We start from the raw sequence: 23,087 nt of genomic DNA on the forward strand, positions 1-23,087 counted from the left end.
CATGAATGCTATTCGCAGGCATGAATTAATTATGGAAGCCCTGCTGGCGAGCCGCGAAGTTACCGTTCAGGATTTAAGCGAACGACTGAACGTGACGGGCAAGACGATTCGCGAGGATCTGGCTAGGCTTGAGGAAAAAGGACTGCTCCTTCGTATACACGGGGGGGCAGTCCTTGCCCAAACGGACCAGCTTGGCATTTTGTCGCAGCAAGAGCCGCTAGTGCGGCATTCCTCCGAGAAGACGGAAATTGCGGAGCTGGCGCTTACTTTTATTGATCCCGGCGACATTATCGCGCTGGACGGCGGAAGCACAACGCTTGAAATCGCGAAGAGGCTGCGGAATCAGCCTCTTACCGTTGTAACGAACGATGTGCACATCATTGCCGAGCTGTCCCGAAAGGACGAAATTCAGCTGGTCGTGCCCGGCGGTTACCGTGTCCGCAATATGCTTGCGGGCGCGGAAGCCGAGGCTTACATCCGGAAGCTGAATATTAAGAAAGCCTTTTTGTCCGCAACGGGCGTTCATGCGGAATTTGGCTTCACGATTTATACAGGCGACCTGACGGCATTCAAGAGGGCTCTTCTCGATACGGCGCAAACCTCGTATGTGGTTGTTGATCACCATAAATTTGCCCAAGGCGCATTGTTTACCTTTGCGGACTTTCATGAGATAAACACGATTCTGACCGACTCGGGGATTTCATCGGACACGGCTGGGCAATACCGGCAGGCCGGTGCAAATCTTGCGATTTACGAAAGGATGAATTAATCGATGTTATTTGATTTGGCAGGCAAAACAGCAGTTGTAACCGGTACATCCGGAGGACTTGGCCAAGCGATGGCGCTTGGTCTTGCGGAAGCGGGCGCATCCGTCGTTGCAATCTCTTCCTCGAACAGCAACGCGACTGTTGCTGCAATCCGCGAGCTTGGCGGACAAGCGGAAGAAATCTCCGCCGACCTCAGCAACGCCGATATTCTGGAAGATGTCTTTAACCAAGCCCTCGGTTTATTTGGCAAAGTAGATATTCTCGTTAACAATGCTGGTATTATCCGTCGAACGCCAGCTGCCGATCACGCGGCAAAAGACTGGTATGATGTCATCGACCTGAACCTGAACTCGGTCTTCTTCCTCAGCCAGCTTGCCGGACGTCACATGCTGGAGCGCGGCAGCGGCAAAATGATTAACGTCGCTTCCATGCTCAGCTATCAGGGCGGCATCAATGTTCCCGGTTATACGGCAAGCAAACACGCGGTTGCCGGCGTAACTAAAGCATTAGCGAACGAATGGGCTGGCCGCGGCATTAATGTCAACGCTATTGCTCCAGGCTATATGACAACCAACAACACGGCTCCAATCCTGAAGGATGAAGCCCGCACGAACTCGATTACCGAGCGGATTCCTGCAGGCCGCTGGGGTACGCCGGACGATCTGAAAGGTCCGGTTGTATTCCTCGCTTCCTCGGCATCCGATTACTTGAGCGGACATGTTCTCAACGTAGACGGCGGCTGGATGGCACGCTAAAAAGAAAAAGACGCTTATACGGATAACCGTTGAGCGTCTTCTTACTTTTAATCCCATTTAAACTTGTTCAGTTGATCGATCAAACTTTTAAGGCTTGCCGAATCGCTGGCATATTGCCTGACATCTCCGCCGAGCAGCGTCTCGGCTTCCTCCCGCGTCACGGTGACAAGGTTAGCGTTTCTTACCGTAAATGTGATCGAATCCACGTTATCGATCAGACTAAGCAGCATAATGGCATTCCGGTAAAAAACGTCTTTGTTCGCTGCCGTTTCCTCCTCCGCCTGCAAATCATCCGTTCTATCGTAATTAACGGTAATCCCGTATGGCTGAGACTTCGTCTGAAGCGCTAACCCCTTCCCTTCCAGGCCATCCGGCTTAGGCAAGGCGCCAATCAATCCGCCTACTTTTACATGATTCCCGACATACAAGGTTTTATTTTCCATAAGCTTATCAAGATCGTAACCCGCATACGTTTCTTTGTCCAAGGCTGCTGGCAGCATTGACTGCCGCAACGGCTTCGGATTAGCGGTAAATCCGGTAACCAGCACCACTGCAGCCAGCATCGACAGCGCTATAACCCAAGAGGAAGGCTTGCGGTAAACAAGAACATTCGTAATCCTCGCCTTCACATCGCTTTCTCCGAAAGCAAGCGGTCCGCCCATTTTCCATTTGCCGCTATTCATTGATATGGATAACAACGTGGTGGCATAGCTTCTTTTTACCCCGCTCCCCATCCGCTTCATCACCCGTTCATCACAGGACATCTCCATGTCTTTGCCCATCATTCTATAGGAAATCCATAGGACAGGATTAAACCAATGGATAATCGCCAGCAAATAGGCAGCAGGCTTAATCAAATAATCCCGCCTATTGATATGAACCTGCTCATGGGCAACGATATAAGGCAGCTCTTCTTTGGATAGACCGGTCGGAATATAAATTCTCGGCTTCAGAAAACCAAATACAAACGGCGTGCGAATCTGATCCGTTTCAAAGATGCGATCCTGTACCAGCGTTGCCGTTCTAAGCCTGGACCATAGTTTCAAATACTGGACAATACTGTAGAGCAGCAGAACCGCAATACCTGATAACCAGACCAAGCTGCCTAGCCACAAAATGATTTGCATCGGATTTACGCTCGCAATAGGCGTCGCGGACGGAAGAGGAACAAGCTGGCGCAGACTGTCCACACCGATGTCCAATACCGGATTCTTCTGCATCCCGATATCATGCGGAACATACTCCAACCTTCCTGCTTGCGAATGGTTTTGAGGTCTCACCGCTTGCAACAAGCTGAAGCCTGCCGTAAAACTAACGGGAACAAGCAGTCTAAACGCCACAGCCGACCATAGAAAGTAGGAAAATCGTTTAGGCAGCCGTTTGAACAATAATCTCGCCAGCATGACAGCGACAGCCACATACCCCGCCGTAATGCTCATATTAACAACTGTAATAAATACTCCTGTCATTGCGTCGACTCCTCAATGATCTGCTTGAGCTCCTCCGCTTCCTTCCTCGACAGCTTCTTCCCGCCAAGAAACGCCGTCAGAAATTGCGGCAACGAGCCGTCGAACGCTTTCTCGACAACCGTCTGGCTCTCGTACTTCTGTGCTTCGGTTTTCTTGACAAGAGACGTCACAACGGCCTGCTCATTCCGCAAAATGCCCCGCTCGCATAGCTTTCTCAGGACGGTGTAGGTCGTTGATTTGCTCCAGCCCAGCTTCGATTTGCTCAGCTTCGCAAGCTCCGTTGAATTAATCGGCTCATTGTCCCAAATCAGACAAGCAAATTTGTATTCCGAGTCAAATAACTTATAGGCTTCCAATTCGATCGCCCCCAATCAGGTTTATCTTAGTAAACCTCATAAAAGGAGTTTATTGCAGTAAACCTCCTTTGTCAAGAGAAATAACAGTCCCTCGAGTTTGGCCACCGCACGCAAAAAGATTGACTAAGCAGCAAGAAATATTCTAAAATGAAAAAAAGTGAATAAGGCGATGGAGTTCGCCATTAACCGCCTGCGGGCTAATGACTCCTACCAATGTGTTTTTTGCATTGGTAGGAGTCTATTTTTTTGCCCATATTCACCTTTAACCATTAACGATTGGAGAGAAAAACGGAGATGAACGTTCAATCTAAAGCTCGGCATTTTGCCGAAAAAGTCATGCATGTTGCCTTACTCGCGTCTTTATTGAAATGGATTTTTTACGGAGGACTTGTCGGAATACTCTCCGGCAGCGCGTCGGCATTGTTTCTAGCCAGCCTCGACTACGCTACAGGGCAGCGGTTGAATCATCCGTGGCTGCTGTTCCTGCTTCCGTTCGGGGGAGCTCTTATGAGCTTCTTTTATTGGAAACACGGCAAAAATGCAGGGAAAGGCAATAATCTAATCCTTGAACAAATCCGGCAAGGACAAGAGACCATCCCTTTCCGAATGGCTCCGCTTGTTCTGTTAGGTACCCTTCTGACCCATCTGTTCGGCGGATCGGCAGGCCGTGAAGGAACAGCCGTGCAAATGGGAGGAAGCTTCTCGGAGCTGATCGGCAAGGTATTCAAGGTGGATGAGACCGACCGTAAAATTCTGTTGATGTGCGGAATAAGCAGCGGATTCGGTTCGGTATTCGGAACCCCTTTGGCAGGAACGGTGTTTGGCATTGAGGTAATAGCTATCGGTTTTGTCCGCTATCAAGCTATACTTCCTTGCTTTATCGCGAGTTTTGTTGGACATCTGGTTACGACAGCCTGGGGTATTCACCATATCCACTATGCGATGGGAAAGGTACCGGACCTCACAGCAATAGTAGTAATAAAAGTCGTTTTTGCGTCTATCATCTTCGGATTGGCTAGCATTATGTTCAGCGAACTGACTCATTGGCTGAAAAAAACGTTCTCTAAGCTTTTTAAAAATCCCGTTATCAAAACGTTCATTGGCGGGGTTGTTGTCATCGTTTTAGTCTATCTGCTTGGCACAAGAGAATACCTCGGTCTCGGCATTCCGTTGCTTCAGGATTCATTCGAATACCCGGTTGCCCCTCTCGCTTTCCTATGGAAAACGATATTTACCGCTCTGACGCTAGGAGCTGGTTTTCAAGGCGGAGAAGTCACTCCCCTGTTTGTTATTGGGGCTACCCTTGGGAATGCTCTCGCGGGTCTTTTGCATCTGGCAGCTCCCTTTTTAGCGGGACTTGGCTTTATTGCCGTATTCAGCGGCGCAACCAATACCCCCATAGCCTGCTTTATTATGGGGATTGAATTATTTGGGTCAGAAGGTGCGCTATATATGTTTATGGCTTGTATGATCAGCTACCTGTTCTCGGGACATACCGGCATTTATACTTCCCAGCAGATCGGTATATCAAAGTCCAGGCTGCATCTCATTCCCGAGAACGCAACGTTGGCATCGATCAGGGAAAATAAAAAACAAAATAAACCCGCAAAGTCTTAACCTTGCGGGTTTACCACTTGATTTCTATTTCAGACCGCTTGTACTGATCCCTTCAACGATATGCTTCTGGAAGAAGAAGAAAATCGCGAATACCGGAATCAAGCTCACAATCGACATCGCGAACATGGCGCCCCAGTTGGAAAGCGTTTCGGCATCGAGATACATCTTAAGGGCCATCGATACGGTGTACATCGAAGGCTTGTTCAGGTAAAGCAACGGACCAATCAGGTCCTCCCAACGCCAGTAGAACGAGAAGATTGCGGCGGTTGCCATAGCCGGGATAATGAGCGGCAGAATGATGCGGTAGAACAACCGGAACTTGCCGCAGCCGTCAATGGTAGCCGCTTCGTCGAGCTCACCTGGAAGGGTCCGGATAAACTGCACCATCAGGAAGATAAAGAACGGTGCTCCAAAGTACGCCGGAATGACAATCGGCTTGATAGAGTTAAGCCAATGAAGCTTCGAGAACAGGATATATTGCGGAACCAGCGTTACGTCATGCGGTAGCATCAGCGTAACCATCATAATGGCAAACCAGAACTTTTTGCCCCGGAAATTGAGCCGGCCGAATCCAAACGCTACAAGCGCGGAGGATATTACTGCGCCGATTGTTGCAAGCACAACAAGCACAAGCGTGTTCGTAATGTAAGTGCCAAACGAATGACCGCCAATGCCTGCCCAGCCGTCCGAATAGTTCGTCCAGATCCATTTGTCCGGAATCAGACTGCTGGAGGTGGTAAAGATCGTTTCGCTTTTCTTGAAGGAGCTCATCAGGAGCCAGATCACGGGATAGATCATCAAGATAGCGCCGCCGGCAGCTGCGATATGATAAATAGGCCATTTCCATTTTTTCGCCAGCATAGGCTTACCCCTCCTTCGACTCGTAGTGAACCCAGTATTTAGATGACAGGAACAACACGGCTGTCAATACCGACACGATAACCAGCATGATCCAGGCCATTGCCGATGCGGTACCCATATCGAAGAATTGGAAGCCTTGGCGGAACAGATACAAGGAATAGAGCAAGGTGCCGTCCAGCGGACCTCCCGTACCTTTGGAAATAATGTAAGCGGGAACAAACGTCATGAAAGCTCCGATTGTTTGCATAATGGCGTTAAACAATATGATCGGTGTCAGCATTGGCACCGTTATTTTAAAGAATCGGTTAAATCCGTTTGCGCCGTCTACGCTTGAGGCTTCGTATAAGCTGACCGGTATATTCTTCAAGCCTGCCAGGAAGATCAGCATCGAAGAACCGAATTGCCAAGCCGACAAGGTAATGAGCATCCACAGCGCTGCCATCGGATCGGCAAACCATCTGACCGCATCCAGACCGACAAATTGAAGCAATCCGTTTATAATCCCTTTATCGCCGTACAGGTTGCGCCACATGATAGATACGGCAACGCTGCCGCCGATAATGGATGGAAGGTAAAACAAGGTCCGATACACGCCGACCGCTCTCGAAGCGGTATTAAGCAGCATGGCAACCATAAGGGCGAAGAACAATCGGAGAGGAACTCCGATAAATACGTACAGGAACGTGACTTTTAACGACTTCCAGAACTTCTTATCGCTTGTCAAGAGATCATGGTAATTATCGATGCCAACCCAAGAAGGGGTGGTGAACAGGTCATAATCGGTAAACGACAAATAGAGGGATGCCAAAATCGGTACAAAGGTAAATACAAGAAAGCCGACAACAAAGGGGCTGATAAACGCGTAACCCGTCAAATCTCTCTTAAAGATCGCTTTCATTCGGACCAACTCCTGCACAAGATTCGCTACCGGTGAAACGGCTGGCGCCCAGGAGGAGCAGCACACGTTTCGCGGTGATATATAAGCCTTTTATAAAGGATGGCTGGCCGTTTGCGGCCAGCCATTCCTGCCTGTCATTCTTATTTGTTTTTGGCTAATATCGCATTGGCTTCCTCGCGGAATTGCTTAGCGGCATCTTCCGGCGTAATTTGCTGGAAGTCCATTTGCTCCGCAAGCGAGCTGAACAAGGTAATAATCTCTGCTGCGCCAATCGGATCCGGCGGATCCATTTGCGAGCTGTTATCCTGTGCCCAAGCCACATAATCGAATACTTGCTGCTGAGCTGGTTCAAGCGTTGGTTTGATAGCTTCAATAACTTTGCTGTTTACGGGTACGCCGCGGTCGCCTTTAATCAGTTTGTTGGCTTCAACATCATTGACGAAGAAGTTGATAAAGTCGGCTGCAGCTTCTTTTTGCTTGGAGTTCTGAGCAATCGAGAAATACATGCTTGGCTTCAGGTAGAGGCCCTTCACGCGATCGGGATTTGGCATGTTCGCCATTTCCAGCGGACGGTTCGCCACTTGCTGAATACCTACGAACTGGTTCGTCCATTGCCAGATCCCTACTTGCTGGCCTTTGACCAGCAGGTCATCCTCGAGACCTTTAATTTGTGCCTTCACGTCCGGCGGAGGCGTGTCTCCGTCTTTCACGAGCTGAGCCAGCGGTTTGAAGAAATCAACGAACAGCTGATCGTCTTCGTAACCAAGCGCATTGCCTTCGGCGTTGTATAGATGCTGGCCTTTCGTACGCAGGTAGTATCCGAAGAATACTTCCGGACGGAAGCCGTTATCGAAGTAGAGACCCGCTTCCTTCGCCTTGGATGCAAGGGCGAAGTAATCATCCCAAGTCCAATCGTCCGCCGGCTTGTCTACGCCCAGCTTCTTCAGCAGTTCGGGATCGTATTGGAAGTTTACGGTGTTGACGCCAAGATTAAAGCCATAAAGCTTGTCGCCCAGCTTACCGCCGGAGATCGCATTGTCCGAAATATCAGTAGTGTCAATCTGGTTCTTCAGGTAAGGCGTAAGATCGGCCAGCTGTCCTTTGGAGCCGTACTGCGACAGGTAGGAAATATCCATCTGTACAATGTCCGGCAGCTCGCTTGCAGCCGCTTCGGGAGCAAGCTTCTTCCAGTAGTCGTCAAAGTTGGCGTATTCGGCTTCAATCTTTACGTTTGGATGTGCAGCCTCGTACATTTTGATAACTTCCAGCGTGTAATCATGACGAGGCTGCGAGCCCCACCAGGCGATACGGAGGGTAATGTTTTTACCTGTATCCGTTTTGCCTGCATTTGCAGAAGTGCTTGCATTCGCATTGGCGGCTTGATTTGCGTTGTTATTGTTGCCTCCGCCGCATGCCGTAAGAGTCGTAGCCAAGATGAGTGCGATTGCTGCTGATAGCTTCTTTCCCATGTTTCTAGCGCCCCTTCCTTAAACCATGTAAGTGTTTACATTTCCTATAGTACAGTTAAAAAGGAGAGCCCGGAATCGAATAACCAGTGATTTTTCGTCAAAAAACAGACATCTTGTTTAGGACGTTTTCTTGAAATCCGATGGTGACTTTCCGGTATATTTCTTAAAGACCTGGCTGAAATAATGAGGATTATCGCCAAATCCCAGCTGCTCCGCCAGTTCAAATACTTTAACGTCGCTGCTTGCCTCAATCAGCTCCAGCGCTTTGTCCATACGCGTTTTCATGACATAGTTCGAGAATTTATCCCCTGTCTCTTTTTTGAACAGCTTGCCTAAGTAGTCCGCATTCATGTACAAAATCTCGCTTGCCGCCCACTGCAGGGAAAGGGCCGGATTGCTCATATGTTCGCTGACGATGTTCATCATCTTCTGGATAATGCCGGAGTGCCGGCAGGATTGAATCTCGTAGTTCTCTTGGCAGATTTGCATTGCGGCATCCTCTACAAAGCTTTGCAGCGCCTGCAGAGTGCTGAGCGATTCAAGCTTGGCCAGCAGCTGCAAATATTCGTTCATCCGCTTTGGTTCCGCCTGCCGGATTAACGCTACATATAAGGGAATCACATACGATTTGGCCGTGGAGTTATCCAGCCTAAGCTCCGCCAGAATCCGGAATGCCTCTTCCAGCTCCTTGTTAACCTCTTCCCAGTTGCCTGATTTGGCCGCCATGCAGAGCTGCGTATCGTCAAACAGAAATGCCTGTTCCTCTTGCTCATCTTGCTGCTGAATATCCCTGACCGTGATAAGGCTTCCCCCGCCTAAATAGAAGCGATGGTTCAGACAGCTTCGCGTATCCATATACATCTTACGAGCTTCCGCCAATTCGCCGGCGTCACTGATCGCTATGGTTGTATCCAGCTTGAAATACCCCGTGAATGTCCGCTTCACATCCGCCAAAACGGTGAGCAGCTCGCTTTCGGGATACTGATCCCTGATCAGGATAAGCAGCTGGCTGCCTATCGTAGTGCTGAGCAGAATGGTAGGCTTGCCGATAATATCTTCGGCGATATTTTTCAGCGCAAAAAGATGATCGAACTCAAACGGACCCTCAAGCTGGCAAAGCAGCAGCCTGGCTTCCAGATTCTCGAGCTGAATGCCGAACAGCCTGCCGTACTCGTCCCATTCGCGGCGCCCGTAACGCTTATTCGTTACATACTCTTTCAGAAACTGCTCCTTCGCGCTCGGCAGCACCTTCTTCAGTTCCTCTTGCATCCGCTGCAGGAAAGCATCGGTACGCCGCTCTTGATCAAGCTGTTCTACGACCGAAACAATAGCTTCGGCGATTGTATTCTCGTTGCAAGGCTTCAGCAAATAGTGCTTGACCCCATACTGCATCGCCTGACGGGCATATTCGAAATCTCCAAAGCCGCTTAGCATTATGCACGCAATATGCGGATAAGCCTCCTTCACCCGTTTCACCAGACTGAGACCGTCCATGCCCGGCATGCGGATATCGCTGATAATAATGTCCGGAGTCTGTGTCTCGATAAATTGAAGGGCTTCCAATCCGTTGCGTGCCGTACCGGCAAGCTGCGTGCCGTATTTATCCCAGTCCATCAGAGATGCAATACCTTCCAGAATAATTCGTTCATCGTCAATCAACAGCACTTTATACTTCATGTTCTCTCCCCCATTTCGATTGGCAGATACAAGGTAATCCGTGTGTCTTGCTGCGGAACGCTCTCTACCCGAATGCCGTAAGCTTCACCAAACAGCATCTTGATACGGTCCTCAATGTTGCGCAGGCCGATTCCCGTTCCTCTTGGCTCGATCTCTCCGCTTCTAAGCTGATCAATGACATCCGGCGCAAGCCCCGGTCCATTGTCCGCTACGGTTATTGCAATACCGCCTTCATGTTCTTCTGCCGTAATCGTGATCACGCAAGCTTCGATCATTTGCTCCAGCCCGTAATGAATCGCGTTCTCGACAAGCGGCTGCAGGCTCAGCTTGGGCACATACATATTTAACAGACGGTCGGGGATCCGGTTTTCGAAAACAAGCCGCTCTTCGAATCGGATATGCTGGATCGCGATATAATGGCCGACCAGCCTCAATTCATCCTCAAGCGTCACGGTTGGCTGCTTGTGACTGATCGTGCTGCGGAGCAAATAACCCAGGGATTCAACCATAATAGAGATCTGTTTATGTCCGGCGATTTTGGCAGACCAGTTAATGGATTCCAGCGTGTTGTACAAAAAATGCGGATTAATCTGTGCCTGCAGCGCTTTGAATTCCGTGTCCTTGATGGTCAGCTGCTTTACATAATTTTCGTTGATCAGTTCGTCTATCCGTCCCACCATCATCCGGAAATTGCGCTGCAGCTGACCGGCTTCATCCTTCGCTAGATTGCGCTCCTCCGGCTCTTCCGCGAATTCGAAATGCCCGAGCTGAATCCTCTTCATTCTCTGATTCAGTCTTTCTATAGGTCCCGTTATAGAGCGCGAGAAGCTGAGCGCTGCTCCCAGAATTAGAATCGAGAGTAGGATATAGACGATAATAACGGTATTTTTCGCCGATTCCGTTGTATGGAAAATCTGATCGTAAGGCATCACGTTAACGTAAACCCAATCCAGATAGCCGGAGGAATAATAGGTGATGAAATAACTTTTGCCCGACAACGATACAATCTTGAAGCCTTGCTGTCCGGTTAGCTGCAAGGAAGTCAGATCCATTCCGCCCGGCTGATCATGCGGATAGACCAGGTGGCCGTCCTTTTGCATGATGGCAAAATACGCTTTGGAATTATCCGCCGAGGTTACAAGATCGCTATAGAGCCGGTCAATGTCGATCCTAACCGCCATATTGCCCAGATGATCCAGCTCCAGCCCGTCCACCCTGCGGATTTCCCGGCCCGCAATCAGGGCGTTATCCCCGTAATCCGGGAAAACAAACTGAACGCCGCCAAACTGGGTATTGGTATCATGGACGACCTGATCGGTTCTTTCCCTGGAGAGATTAATCATTTTGTATCCGTTTCCATATTGCTTCGAAAAAACATCCATCACATGAAACGACAAAATATATTTCTCGTTGCTGGTGAACGTTAAGAGCCGCTGGCGTATATTTACCGCGGTTATATAGTTGCTGTACTCGGAGCCGCCTGCCTTGATCTCGCTCAAATAGTCCTGAATGTAGCTGTCCGTCGCAATCTTGAAGGAGATCTTCTCCATATTGCGGAGCTCCTTCTCGACACCAAGCGAAGCGCTGTTCAGCGCGCTGGCCGATTGCTTGTAGATTTCCTTGTCGTAAGCGTGAAAGGCATACTTCATAACCGCAAAGGTTGCAATGCCGATAACCGCCATCATAAAAGCAAGCATGACGATTATTTTATATTTGATCCGCAAATTATAATAGAAAGCTAATAACCCCTGTCTCAAGGCGTTGTCCCCCCAGTCATCATGCGCAAGTATTGATTAACAAGAAAAGGCAGCAAATACAGCGAGATAATCCCCGCAGTACCGCTGCCCGCAATACATCCTCTTACGCAAGGTCACTGGTGGATAGACGATTATCGGAGCGCCGTAATCTCCAGGAATCGTCCGTACCCATCATACCATGCTTCCCCTTGTTCGGGGCCGTAAATCGTAACCGGGAAAGAATCCCTGATAACGCGCCGGGCTTCCCATATGTCCGCGAACTCGCCTCTGGCAATCCATTGAACCGCCAGGTTTCCGATTGCGCTGCCTTCCGCGGGTCCTGCCCATACCGGCTTGCCGATCGCATTTGCCGTCCATTGGCATAGCAGCGTATTATGAATGCCCCCGCCTACCATGTGCAGACCGTTAAACTGCTGGCCGGACAACCGCTCCGTCAACTCAAGCACATAACGGTATTTGAAGGCGAGGCTTTCCAATATGCAGCGGACGAGCGTGCCAACATTCTCCGGAACCGGCTGATTCGTCCTCCGGCAATATTCCTTCACTCTGGCGGGCATATCGCCCGGAGCCATAAACACGGGATCATCCGGGTCGATGAAGGCTGTGAACGCAGGGGCTTCTCCGGCAAGCTTCACAAGCTCAGGGAAGCTGTAATCATATCCGGAACGTTCCCACTCTCTTCTGCTCTCCTGCAGAATCCACAAGCCCATGATGTTCTTCAGCAGACGGTAAGTGCCGCCAAAGCCGCCCTCGTTCGTAAAATTAAGCTGTTCCGCTTCCGCCGTCATAATCGGCTCCTGGATCTCCGTTCCGAGCAGCGACCAAGTTCCGCAGCTTAAATAAGCAAAGGAGCGTTCAAGCGCCGGGACGGCTACAACTGCCGATGCCGTATCATGCTCCGCAACGGCATGTACGGCAATCGGTCCGAGTCCAAGCTCCTCTTGAACGGATGGCTGAAGATTCCCGGCCGGCGAGCCAGGCTGAAGCACATGACCGAACAAGGACTGCGGCAGGCCAAGATGCTGAAGCAGCTCCTCATCCCATTGCTGCTTCAGCGGATTATACAGCTGAGTTGTCGTTGCGTTGGAAAACTCGTTGTACATTTCGCCAGTCAGGAAATAGCGAAGCAGATCCGGGATCATCAGGAAATGCTTCGCTGCATCAAGCTGCGGAGATTGATTAAGCTTGGCCGCGTATAGCTGGTAGATCGTATTAAACGGCAGGAACTGAATGCCCGTCCGCTTGAAGATTTCCGCTGGAGTTAATTCTTCTTGTAGTTTCTCCATCATTCCGGCGCTAGAGCGGTCGCGATAGTGAAGCGGATTGCCTAGCAGACTTCCGTCAGCGGCGATAAGTCCGTAGTCAACCGCCCAGGAATCAATGCCGATACTAAGCGGCTGTATCCCTTTATGCTTAGCCTTAAGCAAGCCTTGCTTGATCTCATGATACAACCGCAGAATATCCCAGTGCAGACGGTTACCCGTCTGCACCGGATCGTTAGGAAAGCGGTGGAGCTCTTCGGTTACGATCTTGCCGTCCTTCAGACTGCCAAGAATCGCTCTTCCGCTGCTTGCTCCGAGGTCAAATGCTAATATATCCGACAACCGGTCGCCCTCCTAACCGCGTTTCAGCAATACGCTTTGTTCGTACTCTTTCACATCGCTAATCCATTGCTCGCGAACCGGAACCCCTTTTGTTGCGCAATAGTAATCCCAAATCGCGCCGAACGGATACGACTTGAACTCTTCGGTTAGCGCAAGGCGGGTCGTATAATCGCCTTCCAGCTCGATTTTCTTCAGTGTTTCTACCGGCTCGAGCATCGCGCGGAGCAAAGCCTTGATTGTGTTGCGCGTGCCGACAACCCAAGCAGCTACGCGGTTAATGCTGGCATCGAAGAAATCAAGACCGATATGGGTTGTGCCCAGCAGATCATGGCGTACCAGTTCTCTGCCGATCTCCAGCAGCTCATCGTCCATAATGACGACATGGTCGCTATCCCATCTCATCGGGCGGCTTACATGAAGCAGAATACCGCTTGTGAAGAGGGCAAGAGATGACAATTTATTAGAAATGACTTCCGTCGGATGGAAATGACCCGCATCCAGACAGATTAGCTTGTTATTCTGCAAGCCGTAGCCCATATAAAATTCGTGGGAGCCAACCACATACGCTTCCGAGCCAAGTCCAAACAGCTTGCTCTCCACCGCGTCCAGGTTGTAATTCGGATCAAGCGGCTCGGCAAACACTTCATCGAGCGAAGCCTTCAGACGTTTGCGCGGAGTCATCCGGTCAACCGGATTATCCTTGAAGCCGTCCGGAACCCAGACGTTAGTCACGCAAGTCTGGCCCAGCTGCTCGCCAAAGTACGCGCCAATGCGGCGGGAAGCCTTACAGTGATCAATCCAGAATTGGCGGATCTCCGGATCCGGATGGCTGAGCGTAAAGCCGTCGCTCGATTTCTCATGCGAGAAGCAGGTTGGGTTGAAGTCGAGTCCAAGCCCCTGCTCCTTCGCCCAGGATACCCAGCCTTCGTAATGACGCGGCTCCAGCTGATCCAGCTCAACCTTCTCGTTGGTATCGGTATAGATCGCATGAAGGTTTACTTTATGCTTGCCCGGAATAAGGGAGAATGCTTTCTCCAGATCGGAGCGAAGCTCCTCCGGCGTTCTTGCCGCGCCAGGATATTGGCCGGTAACCGAAATGCCGCCGGTCAATTCCTGGTCTGCGTTCAGAAAGCCTTTTACGTCATCGCCTTGCCAGCAATGCATGGAGACTTTAACCGTCTCCAGCTTGCGCAGTACTTCATCGGTATCGATCCCATGCTGGGCATACAATGCTTTTGCCGCTTCATAAGCTTGCTTTACATTTTGATCCATCTGAATGGGTGCCCTCCTTCTTAGCGTGTGAATGCAGCCGGTACACCGCCGTCAATCGTCAGCATACAGCCGGTTGTTTTGTCCGATTTCGAAGATGCGAAGAAGGCGATGCCTTCCGCAATATCTCTCGGATAAATATTTACGAGCAGCGTAGTCCGTTTGCGGTAGTGCTCTTCCAATTGGTCAGGCTCGATGCCGTAAGCCGCGGCACGTTCGTTGCGCCACGCGCCATTCCAGATCGCGGAGCCCTGCAGAATCGCATCCGGCAGAATCGTATTGACGCGAATGCCGAATTCGCCTCCTTCCGCTGCGATGCAGCGCGCCAGATGAGCCTCCAGCGCTTTTGCCGAGCTGTAAGCCGTTACGCTCTTGCCTGCGAAGATCGAGTTCTTGGAGCCGATAAAGACCATGTTGCCGCCAATACCCTGCTGCTTCATCTGCTTGAACGCTTCCCGGGCAACAAGGAAATAGCCGGTGCCAAGCACGTTAATATTCAGATTCCATTCTTTAAGGGATGTTTCGTCGAACGGGCTGGATGTTGCGAGGCCTGCGTTGTTGACGATAATATCCACGCCGCCGTAGACGAGAGCTACTTCCGCATAAGCAGCTTGCACCGCTTGCTCGTCCGTAACGTCCATTTTAACGGCATAAGCGCGGTTCTCGCCGTATTTATCGTTGATTTCTTGCGCAACCTTCTGCGCGCCTTCAAGATTCAAGTCGGCCAGTACGACATGCGCGCCTTCGGATACGAGGCGGCGGGCTGTCTCGCTGCCGATACCGCCGGCACCGCCGGTAATGAAGGCAACCTTGCGGGAGAATTCGGCTTCAGCCGGAGCCAGCGACAACTTGTAAAGCTCAAGCGGCCAGTACTCTACGTTGTACGACTCGTTTGCGCTCAGCGATACGAAGCTGCCAAGCGCAGTAGCGCCGCGCATTACGGAAATCGCGCGATGGTATAAAGCGCCGCTCACTTGCGACAGTGCCCAGCTCTTGCCCGTGTTAATCATGCCGAGACCCGGAATAAGGATCACGCGCGGAGCCGCTTCAAACATCACGTCGCCTTCATTTTTGTTTTCCTCGAAGTAAGCTTTGTATTGCTCTTTATATGCGGCAACGCCTTCAATCAATTTCGACTTCAGGCCGTCAATATCCTCTGCGTCAGGTGTCCAGTCGATAAAGAGCGGAACAACCTTGGTATGAACGAGATGATCCGGGCAAGCAGCGCCTACCTGCGACAGCTGAGGAGCGTCCGCGCCGCCAACGAAAGCAAGCACATCGTCTTGATCGTCGAACGACAGGATCATTTTCTTCACGTCGGATACGGCACCGCGGATCGTAGGCATCACTTGCGATACGATCTGACGGCGAACCTCAGCCGGAAGGGCTTCATGCTTCACGCCGCCGAACAAGTTAGCTTCATTAACGCGAGCTTCGATGAAAGCTTCTGCTTCATTAATAATCTTGATCGTCTGCGCATAGCTTTCTTCGGACGTTTCTCCCCAAGTTACAAGGCCATGCTTCTCCATCAGAACCAGCTCGGCGTTTGGATTAGCCAGTACGCCTTCCGCGATCATTTTCGAGAGAGTAAAGCCGGGACGCACGTAAGGCACCCATACGAAGCGGTTGCCGAAAATCTCTTCCGCCAGATGGCGGCCGTTATCCGCGCAGCACAGGCTGATAATCGCATCCGGATGCGTATGGTCTACATGCTTGAATGGCAGGAAGGCATGCAGCAGCGTCTCGATCGAAGCCCGCGGATGCTTCGCGTCTATCATGCAGTTGCCAAGGTAAGCAACCATTTCTTCGTCTGTCATGGCATCGCGTTCGAACAAAGGACGGATATCTTCCATGCGAAGACCAGTGAAGTTCGCTGCCTTCATGGAACCAAGGTCCGAACCGCTGCCTTTCACATACATCACTTCAATATCGCGGCCGCGGAAATCTTTAACCGTAGTTTTTGTGGAAGTATTGCCGCCAAAGATGTTGCACACGCGGCGGTCTGCTCCGATCAGGTTAGAGCGATAAACCAATTGATCGAGTCCGTTTGTGAATTCAGATGCTTGAGATGATTGCCATAAGCTTTGTACCATTTTGTTTACCTCCGAATACGTTGTTTTATCTTTATGTTTTGATAGTATCATGTTTGTTTATATTTGAAAACAAAAATATTTCGGGCATAAACAAATATATTCAAAAACAAAAGAGCGGGAAAGCTCCCGCTCCCCGCTCCTGCTAATCTACTACCTCTGAATAAAATCCGCGATCGTTACCTTTTGCCCCGTCCGCGCGCTTTCCAGCGCCGCATTAACCATGGCCATGCTGTATTGGTTATCCCGGCTGTCGGTTTCCGCCCTGCGGTTTTCCTCCAGGGAGAGGAACATCTCGTCCAGGCAGCCCGGATGCCCGGTTCTTTCCGAATGGGCATTATAGACCTTTGTATCTGCATCTGCCCGGACAAACGATTTAATGAACTTCCCTTCCTGCGGTTCCGGCGCAACCAATTCCGCATAGGGGGCATCATGCCCGTTCCAGATCGCCGTACCCTTCTCGCCCGTGATTCTCCAGTCTGCTTCCCAAGACGTATTTGCGCCTTCCGCACACCAGGAACCACGGTAATTGAACACCGAGCCGTCGGACATTTCGAAGATGCAGACTGCCGCGGCTGCCCCTTCGTACCAAGACCCCGGCGGGTTAAATTCGTGGCAGTACACCGACACCGGATCTGCTCCCAGTATAAGACGCGCCTGGTCAAACGTATGGATCGCCATATCGAGCAGCAGCGGACTTGCCATCGTTTCCCGGAATCCGCCGAAATGCGGCCCCAGGAAAAAGTCTGCGTTTACAAAGCCGGGTTTGCCGATCGTACCCGAGTCCAGCAGATGACGCAGCGCGCGAATACGGGGATCAAACCGCCGGTTCTGCATGACGGCATGCGATTTTCCCGTCTCCTCCGCAATCCGGATCAGGTCCTTGCACTCCTCCGCCGTTTCCGCAAGCGGCTTTTCCCCAAAGATGTTGCAGCCAAGCTGCATGGCCGTGCTTGCGATCCGGTGATGGCTCGCGGGGATCGTCACGTCAAAGACAAGATTAGCGCCTGTCTGCTGGATAGCCTCGGCAAGATCGGTGAAGGTAGGGCAGCTGAGCCCCTTCTTCTCCTTCATTTTCTCGGCAAACTCCTGCTTGATATCGACTAAAGCGACAATCTCCGTATCCTTGCGCTCGATGGCCGTATCGATCCAGATGTTCGACATGCCCCCGCAGCCCGCTACTACAACTTTATATGTTGCGCTCATTCCTATGCACCCCTTATTTCGGATTTGGCACAAACTGTCCGCCGCGGCATTGCTTCAAATAATTCAAGGCATGGACTTGTCCCGTCATCTCCAGCTCATCGCGGTAGACCGGATCATGCCAGCCTTCGATATCGATCGTCCCTTGATAGCCGGCTTGTCTGAGAATGGTAATGATATCCGTCCAATTCGTATCGCCGAACCCAGGCGTACGGTGCCACACGAATGGCTTTGGACCATGAATGCCGTATTCCTTCACGATATCCCATGCGATGGTTGCGTCCTTGCCATGAACGTGGAATACTTTATTCACCCATTTGCGGAGCTGCGGAATCGGATCGATCAGCGAGACCATCTGATGGCATGGCTCCCACTGCAGACCGATATTGTCGGATGGGATCGCGTTAAACATCATTTCCCAAGCCGTCGGGTTATGCGCAATGTTCCAATCGCCGGTCTCCCAAGTGCCGCCCATATCGCAATTCTCGAACGCAATTCGGACTCCCTTATCTGCTGCTCTCTTACCCAGTTCTCCGAACACCTCCGCATACCGCGGTATGGAGCTCTCTATCGATTCGCCGGTCAAGCGTCCGGTAAAGCCGGATACGATGTCCGTCCCGAACAAATGCGCATGATCGATCAGTCTTTCCCAGCTTGCTAGGGTATCCGCATTATTTCCCGCTCCTGTCAACGGATTGCCAAAGATGCCAACGGTCGATATAATGAAACCGTATTCATCCGAAAGCTCGCGAACCCGCTTCGCCGTCTCAACCAGGTCCGTGTCGCCCGTTGTTTGCCAGAACGTCAAGCTATACGATTCGAAGCCGTGAGGAGCAATCTGAGGAATCACGCGTACCGCGTCGCCTCCGCCAACCAATGTTCCGATCCGAAGTATATTCGTCATATCATTACCACTCCTATTTTGGTGGATTAATTTTGAATGCACCCTCAGTATAGCGCGGGATAATGGACGATTCTCGACCATTCTTGTGTTTTACTAGTCCTATATTGTGGAGTTGAGTCTTTCATGAGCTATCCGAAGGAACTGCGCGAGAATACTCGAATAGACGAGAAAATGCACCCGGTTCAAATTTTTCAGAACCGCGCTCTTCAGAAGAAGCCGGGCGAGCTGATTCTCTATTTGCATTGGCATGAGCATTTCGAAATTATCGTTATGCAGCAAGGCAGTGCCGTCTTTCATATCGACAGCGAATCTTACGAGGCTCATCCGGGGGATGTTTTATTCGTGCCGGCCGGAGCGCTTCATGTCGGCTACAGCCTATGCGAAGGGGATCTTTCTTATCTGGCTATCGTCTATAACAGCTCCCTCTTCCAGAATTGGATGCAGGATTCTCTTCATACGAAATATGTGCTGCCATATTTGGAGGGCCGCGTACAGCTGCCGGTCAAGCCAACCCGGCTTGATCCGTCCTGCGCGGATTATTATTACTTGCTGGAGCAGGCCAATTCGGAGTTTAAAGCGAAGCAGCCCGCTTATCAGCTGATGGTGAAATCGCAGCTTCACATGCTGCTTACTCTGCTGTCCCGCAAATTTCTGCCGCATCAGCTTCCGGAGCAGGCGACCAATCAATATGTACATAACCGCGAACAATTCAAAGCATTAATCGAGTACATTGAAGCCAACTTTGCGGACAAGCAGACGGTCGCCGATGCGGCAAGACGGATGAACCTGAACGTCCATCATTTCTGCAAAATGTTCAAAAAGCTGACCGGCCGGACCTTTATCGACTACGTCAATGTATGCCGGGTGAATGAAGCGGAGCGGCTGCTGCTCGCCGGCGATCTTTCCATTACCGAGATTGCGGGATGCGTCGGCTGCGACAACTCCAATTATTTTACGAAGATGTATAAGAAGTATAAAGGCGTTGCCCCCTCCCAGCTCAGAAAACAGCTGACCGACACAAACAAAATCCCCTTAAGCGAGCCAATCGCCTAAGGGGATTTCTATTTGATTATTCGCAGATTCTTAATCATTCGCTTATCCGGTACAAATGCCGGTACCCTAACTCCTGCGAGATCAGATCCGCGTATTTCTTCACGTAATAGCTGTACTTCTCGATATTCTCCGCGGTAAAGCGCAAGGTCGGGCCTGCGCAATTCAGCGAACCGATCACCGTATTCTCGTAGGAGAAGATAGGCGCTCCGATCCCCGTTGTCCCTTCCGTCGCTTCGCCGGAGGTAATCGCATACCCGCGCTTGCGGATCTGCTCCAGATCATTGGCAATATAGTCCCTGGTCAAGGGCCGCAAGGACGGCAGTCCCTCCCAATCAATCTGGTTCAGAATGGATTCCCTCGCAGAGGAAGTCATGTACGCCAGAATAACGCGATTGGAGGCTCCGATGATAAGCGGCAGCCGAAGTCCGATCGGCTCGGATATTTTGAGCAGCTGTGGAGAATCAATATTGTCGATATATACGCCTTCGGTGTTCTCGCGGGTAGCCAGGTAGACCGTTTCTTTCGTCTGCTTCGACAGCTCCTCCATAAACGGCCTGGCAATGGAGCGGAACCGTAGGCTGTCCCACATCAGAAACCCGTATTTCATAATCGAAAGGCCAAGCTTATATTTCTTCGTCTTGCTGTTCTGGGAGACAAAGCCATGCTCCGACAAGGAAGCGAGAATGCGGTGTACGCTCTGTACCGGCATATCCAGTTCGCGGCTGATCTCCGTCACGCTGATTTCCTTCTCGCTCCCTTGCGGAACCAGATAATCCAGTATATGTATCGCTTTCGAGATCACGGACATGAGCTTCGCCTCCATGTCATATTTTCGAACATCCCTATTCCTTCTTATTGTAGAATGGACGTTTATCGTTTGGCAATCCATTCTTTCACGGGGAAAAAGCCGATGCTTCCTGACACGCATCAGCTCTCCCGAGGCTTTAAAAAGACAGCATGGTATATATCCCCACACAAAGAACGGCTAAAGAAATCATTGTACATGCAATCGAATGTCCCGTATGACTGCCCTTCTTCATTACCGCGGCTATCAGCTGCCGGACGGCAAAATACATGCTTGCCAGATTAATAAGGAATAAAACCATCATAATGGTACTCATCAGAAAGGAGCTATCGGTACCCGTTTCCTGATGGTGATGATGCATTTCGCTGACCGTCCCCATAATAAGAGGCATTGTCAGCCAATGAACAAGGTGCAGAATAAGCACGCCGGACACGGATACCATCGACAGCACCGAATATTTCGACTCTAAGCTCAAGTGCCGCAGTTTGATCATTAGACATGCCTCTCCCTTCTCTCTCAAACTCAGCTCTGGCAGCCGTCCACTTTCACTGTGCTGCTGCAATATTTCTTCTTCGCCTGCGGAGGCAGATTAATGGCAGGGCTTTGATTAAAGAAGCTGACCGGCTTCAGCATAAAGCCGATATACGCGGCAGGCATTACCGGCCAATCCTCAGGACGAGGTACATGGGTGTGCCCCATCGTGTACCATACGACAACGTCGGTATTTTTAATATCCCGGTCCTTCTCCGCCCAAGCGGACAAACCGTCCCCGCCCAAATGCTGGTTCGGGTATTTACCGGAAGCATACATTTCATCCTCATCGTAAGGGGTAACCCACAGATGATGCTTAATAAATCCGGCACGTTTAATGAGACTGGAATTGTCCAAAGCAAACGGGAAGCAGTTCTCCCCCGTCACAATTTTGAAGCCGACGGATTGGCCAAGCTCATTTTTAACGTTATCATTAACAAACTTCCAATACCTCGCCGTCTCCAGCTTAATGTCCCGCTTAGCCTGAAGCTCCGTCTCCAGCAAAGTTGATTTGGCATAAAAAGCGTTCTCTCTCGGGTTGTTCTCGCCAGGCTCTTCAGATACGACGTTCACTTCATAGACCGAGTTCTCGTTGCCGTCGATCTGCATATCAAGCCGGACGTTGAAGAAATGCTGATGATTTGGCGCATAGAGATCAGGCCCTACCATATTGCCGTACTTCGGCGTTTCTCCCGGATGAAGTCCAGCCGTGGACAGGATCCCCGTCAACTTCACCTCAAATTGAATATTGCCGTCCTGATAGAGATACCAGAAAAATCCGTATTCATAGTTGGCTACCGTTGAAATAGAGGAGATGACTAACCGTCGGGAACGTCTAACCTCTACATCGTTTGTCCGCCAATTCGTATGCTTCCATAGAATTCCAAAGTCTTCCTCGTGCATGCAGATTGCGTTTTTGATGACGAATAAATCCCCTTTGCTGTCCGTCATGACCCCGTCGAAATATTTAATATATCCTACGCAGTCACATCCAAGCTCCAGACTGTTCGCCAGCTGGCCAATTCCGTATTCCCCGCTGTCGAACGCATTTTTCCGGTTCTGGATTGGACCCGGATCGCCATATGGCACAACCATCTCCGACAAGGAGCCGCGGTACAGCACCGGACGGTCGCGTCCTTGATCATGATAGGACAAGGTATGCATCGTTAGACCTTCGCGGGCGTTAAAGCCGATTCGGAACTTCCAATTCTGCCACTCTATCTCATGCCCGTTAATCGTAAAGCTTGGACCTTCCGGCTGCGTAATTTCAACCGGCTTGATCCCGCTGCGCAGCGGCCCTACCCGGTCAGGCGTATAGTTGAACTCCTTGTCGGGTATTTTCGTATATTCATATTCTTCAATCCGAAGGACTTCCATCGTATTCAAATCTATGATTGGAACAATTGGCAATGGACGAGCATAACCGTTATCCTTCTCATCGCTGCGGAGGAAGCATAAAGGTCTAGCTAGCCGGAGGGTCGCATCCTCCTCCGTTCCCCAATTGCCCGGTGACCACAAATCTACCATAACAAGCTCCGGCGTGTGGATGTCGAGCCGCTCCAACGCTTCAATAAACAACGGACTCTTGCGGACGGCAATCTCGCATTCCGCCTGCTCATCCAGCATGATCGTTGGCTGAACGCCAGGAACGTGCACCCAGGAGACAACCTTTTGTCCGGTAAGAGATACCACCGCTTCATAAGTCGCATTCTCTTTTTTGTTTAGAATAATGATGAAAGCTTCTCTCTCAAACGGTTTGGAGACGTCATATCCCATGACAATCTCCTTCTTGGGCTCTTTCAACGCAACATGTACAAACCGGTCGGATTCGGTTAATTGACGCTGCTCTTTCAGAATGTGGACAGAGGCACTCATTTCTTCCCGGCTAAGCGGCTCCAGCGGGTGATTCGCTAACGATAAAGTAAGTTGTGTCATTTTCAATCGCCTCTCTTCGTTTGATTAATGTTAACTTATGTGACAATAATATCCCGTCTTCTATCTC

Annotated in this window: 19 protein-coding genes and 1 riboswitch; of the genes, 4 read left to right on the forward strand and 15 right to left on the reverse strand. The window is 50.7% G+C overall.

The annotated features are described in order from the left end of the window. The first annotated feature begins 1 nt into the window (after position 1). Both PJDR2_RS17785 and kduD read left to right on the forward strand, forming a co-directional pair. A complete protein-coding gene (locus tag PJDR2_RS17785; protein ID WP_015845103.1) occupies positions 2–769 on the forward strand; it encodes a DeoR/GlpR family DNA-binding transcription regulator in 768 nt (255 codons plus the stop codon). A gap of 3 nt (positions 770–772) precedes the next feature. Next, complete coding sequence (gene kduD, locus PJDR2_RS17790) at positions 773–1,522, forward strand: 2-dehydro-3-deoxy-D-gluconate 5-dehydrogenase KduD (RefSeq protein WP_015845104.1); 750 nt, start codon at positions 773–775, stop codon at positions 1,520–1,522. Between the two features lie 47 nt (positions 1,523–1,569). On the opposite strand, the gene PJDR2_RS17795 is transcribed toward kduD, so the two are convergent. Both PJDR2_RS17795 and PJDR2_RS17800 read right to left on the reverse strand, forming a co-directional pair. Continuing rightward, on the reverse strand, positions 1,570–2,991 hold the full coding sequence (locus tag PJDR2_RS17795) for a M56 family metallopeptidase (protein ID WP_015845105.1): 1,422 nt from the start codon (positions 2,989–2,991) through the stop codon (positions 1,570–1,572). After that, entirely contained in the window at positions 2,988–3,347 is a 360-nt protein-coding gene (locus PJDR2_RS17800) for a BlaI/MecI/CopY family transcriptional regulator (protein WP_015845106.1), read from the reverse strand. Before PJDR2_RS17800 ends, PJDR2_RS17795 begins: the two co-directional genes overlap by 4 nt. Before the next feature lie 156 nt (positions 3,348–3,503). Then, a riboswitch (Fluoride riboswitch) is annotated at positions 3,504–3,564 on the forward strand. A 77-nt stretch (positions 3,565–3,641) separates the two neighbouring features. Between PJDR2_RS17800 and PJDR2_RS17805 the strand changes: the two genes are divergently transcribed. After that, a complete protein-coding gene (locus PJDR2_RS17805) occupies positions 3,642–4,964 on the forward strand; it encodes a voltage-gated chloride channel family protein (RefSeq protein WP_015845107.1) in 1,323 nt (440 codons plus the stop codon). Between the two features lie 24 nt (positions 4,965–4,988). Here PJDR2_RS17805 and PJDR2_RS17810 read toward each other — a convergent pair whose 3' ends face one another. The 10 genes from PJDR2_RS17810 to PJDR2_RS17855 form a co-directional block, all read right to left on the reverse strand. Further along, the gene (locus PJDR2_RS17810) at positions 4,989–5,825 is read right to left on the reverse strand and encodes a carbohydrate ABC transporter permease (protein ID WP_015845108.1); all 837 of its coding nucleotides are present in this window, start codon (positions 5,823–5,825) and stop codon (positions 4,989–4,991) included. Positions 5,826–5,829: 4 nt separating this feature from the next. Beyond that, positions 5,830–6,723 carry a carbohydrate ABC transporter permease gene (locus PJDR2_RS17815; protein WP_015845109.1) on the reverse strand — a complete coding sequence of 298 codons (894 nt, stop codon included), beginning with the start codon at positions 6,721–6,723 and terminating at the stop codon, positions 5,830–5,832. 140 nt (positions 6,724–6,863) lie between these two features. Then, positions 6,864–8,192, reverse strand: coding sequence for an ABC transporter substrate-binding protein (locus PJDR2_RS17820; RefSeq protein ID WP_015845110.1), 1,329 nt, complete (start codon positions 8,190–8,192; stop codon positions 6,864–6,866). A gap of 117 nt (positions 8,193–8,309) precedes the next feature. Then, positions 8,310–9,869: a response regulator transcription factor gene (locus PJDR2_RS17825; RefSeq protein ID WP_015845111.1), complete on the reverse strand. Its 1,560-nt coding sequence runs from the start codon at positions 9,867–9,869 to the stop codon at positions 8,310–8,312. Continuing rightward, the gene (locus tag PJDR2_RS17830; protein WP_015845112.1) at positions 9,866–11,626 is read right to left on the reverse strand and encodes a cache domain-containing sensor histidine kinase; all 1,761 of its coding nucleotides are present in this window, start codon (positions 11,624–11,626) and stop codon (positions 9,866–9,868) included. The genes PJDR2_RS17825 and PJDR2_RS17830 overlap by 4 nt, the downstream gene beginning before the upstream one ends. Positions 11,627–11,757: 131 nt before the next feature. Beyond that, on the reverse strand, positions 11,758–13,230 hold the full coding sequence (locus tag PJDR2_RS17835) for a rhamnulokinase (protein ID WP_015845113.1): 1,473 nt from the start codon (positions 13,228–13,230) through the stop codon (positions 11,758–11,760). 12 nt (positions 13,231–13,242) lie between these two features. Next, positions 13,243–14,502, reverse strand: coding sequence for an L-rhamnose isomerase (gene rhaA, locus PJDR2_RS17840; protein WP_015845114.1), 1,260 nt, complete (start codon positions 14,500–14,502; stop codon positions 13,243–13,245). Positions 14,503–14,522: 20 nt separating this feature from the next. Continuing rightward, positions 14,523–16,592, reverse strand: coding sequence for a bifunctional rhamnulose-1-phosphate aldolase/short-chain dehydrogenase (locus PJDR2_RS17845; RefSeq protein WP_015845115.1), 2,070 nt, complete (start codon positions 16,590–16,592; stop codon positions 14,523–14,525). A gap of 150 nt (positions 16,593–16,742) precedes the next feature. Then, positions 16,743–17,795: a Gfo/Idh/MocA family protein gene (locus PJDR2_RS17850; RefSeq protein WP_015845116.1), complete on the reverse strand. Its 1,053-nt coding sequence runs from the start codon at positions 17,793–17,795 to the stop codon at positions 16,743–16,745. A 13-nt stretch (positions 17,796–17,808) separates the two neighbouring features. After that, positions 17,809–18,696, reverse strand: coding sequence for a sugar phosphate isomerase/epimerase family protein (locus PJDR2_RS17855; protein ID WP_015845117.1), 888 nt, complete (start codon positions 18,694–18,696; stop codon positions 17,809–17,811). 123 nt (positions 18,697–18,819) lie between these two features. On the opposite strand from PJDR2_RS17855, the gene PJDR2_RS17860 reads away from it, so the two are divergent. Then, the gene (locus PJDR2_RS17860; protein ID WP_015845118.1) at positions 18,820–19,749 is read left to right on the forward strand and encodes a helix-turn-helix domain-containing protein; all 930 of its coding nucleotides are present in this window, start codon (positions 18,820–18,822) and stop codon (positions 19,747–19,749) included. A gap of 34 nt (positions 19,750–19,783) precedes the next feature. Here the strand turns inward: PJDR2_RS17860 and PJDR2_RS17865 are convergent, their stop codons facing one another. The 3 genes from PJDR2_RS17865 to PJDR2_RS17875 all read right to left on the reverse strand — a co-directional run bounded on the left by PJDR2_RS17865 (position 19,784) and on the right by PJDR2_RS17875 (position 23,020). Then, positions 19,784–20,557, reverse strand: coding sequence for an IclR family transcriptional regulator (locus PJDR2_RS17865; RefSeq protein ID WP_015845119.1), 774 nt, complete (start codon positions 20,555–20,557; stop codon positions 19,784–19,786). A gap of 136 nt (positions 20,558–20,693) precedes the next feature. Next, positions 20,694–21,047: a hypothetical protein gene (locus tag PJDR2_RS17870; protein ID WP_015845120.1), complete on the reverse strand. Its 354-nt coding sequence runs from the start codon at positions 21,045–21,047 to the stop codon at positions 20,694–20,696. 29 nt (positions 21,048–21,076) lie between these two features. Then, positions 21,077–23,020, reverse strand: coding sequence for a primary-amine oxidase (locus PJDR2_RS17875; RefSeq protein WP_015845121.1), 1,944 nt, complete (start codon positions 23,018–23,020; stop codon positions 21,077–21,079). Positions 23,021–23,087: the final 67 nt, after the last annotated feature.

It is taken from the genome of Paenibacillus sp. JDR-2 (genome assembly GCF_000023585.1).
Taxonomy (GTDB): Bacteria; Bacillota; Bacilli; order Paenibacillales; family Paenibacillaceae; genus Pristimantibacillus.

Bases quoted from the DNA above. Each gene is read 5' to 3' on its own strand.
- PJDR2_RS17785 (WP_015845103.1), top strand. From the start codon at position 2: ATGAATGCTATTCGCAGGCATGAATTAATTATGGAAGCCCTGCTGGCG.
- kduD (WP_015845104.1), top strand. From the start codon at position 773: ATGTTATTTGATTTGGCAGGCAAAACAGCAGTTGTAACCGGTACATCC.
- PJDR2_RS17795 (WP_015845105.1), bottom strand. From the start codon at position 2,991: ATGACAGGAGTATTTATTACAGTTGTTAATATGAGCATTACGGCGGGG.
- PJDR2_RS17805 (WP_015845107.1), top strand. From the start codon at position 3,642: ATGAACGTTCAATCTAAAGCTCGGCATTTTGCCGAAAAAGTCATGCAT.
- PJDR2_RS17810 (WP_015845108.1), bottom strand. From the start codon at position 5,825: ATGCTGGCGAAAAAATGGAAATGGCCTATTTATCATATCGCAGCTGCC.
- PJDR2_RS17815 (WP_015845109.1), bottom strand. From the start codon at position 6,723: ATGAAAGCGATCTTTAAGAGAGATTTGACGGGTTACGCGTTTATCAGC.
- PJDR2_RS17820 (WP_015845110.1), bottom strand. From the start codon at position 8,192: ATGGGAAAGAAGCTATCAGCAGCAATCGCACTCATCTTGGCTACGACT.
- PJDR2_RS17825 (WP_015845111.1), bottom strand. From the start codon at position 9,869: ATGAAGTATAAAGTGCTGTTGATTGACGATGAACGAATTATTCTGGAA.
- rhaA (WP_015845114.1), bottom strand. From the start codon at position 14,502: ATGGATCAAAATGTAAAGCAAGCTTATGAAGCGGCAAAAGCATTGTAT.
- PJDR2_RS17845 (WP_015845115.1), bottom strand. From the start codon at position 16,592: ATGGTACAAAGCTTATGGCAATCATCTCAAGCATCTGAATTCACAAAC.
- PJDR2_RS17850 (WP_015845116.1), bottom strand. From the start codon at position 17,795: ATGAGCGCAACATATAAAGTTGTAGTAGCGGGCTGCGGGGGCATGTCG.
- PJDR2_RS17855 (WP_015845117.1), bottom strand. From the start codon at position 18,696: ATGACGAATATACTTCGGATCGGAACATTGGTTGGCGGAGGCGACGCG.
- PJDR2_RS17860 (WP_015845118.1), top strand. From the start codon at position 18,820: ATGAGCTATCCGAAGGAACTGCGCGAGAATACTCGAATAGACGAGAAA.
- PJDR2_RS17865 (WP_015845119.1), bottom strand. From the start codon at position 20,557: ATGTCCGTGATCTCGAAAGCGATACATATACTGGATTATCTGGTTCCG.
- PJDR2_RS17870 (WP_015845120.1), bottom strand. From the start codon at position 21,047: ATGATCAAACTGCGGCACTTGAGCTTAGAGTCGAAATATTCGGTGCTG.
- PJDR2_RS17875 (WP_015845121.1), bottom strand. From the start codon at position 23,020: ATGACACAACTTACTTTATCGTTAGCGAATCACCCGCTGGAGCCGCTT.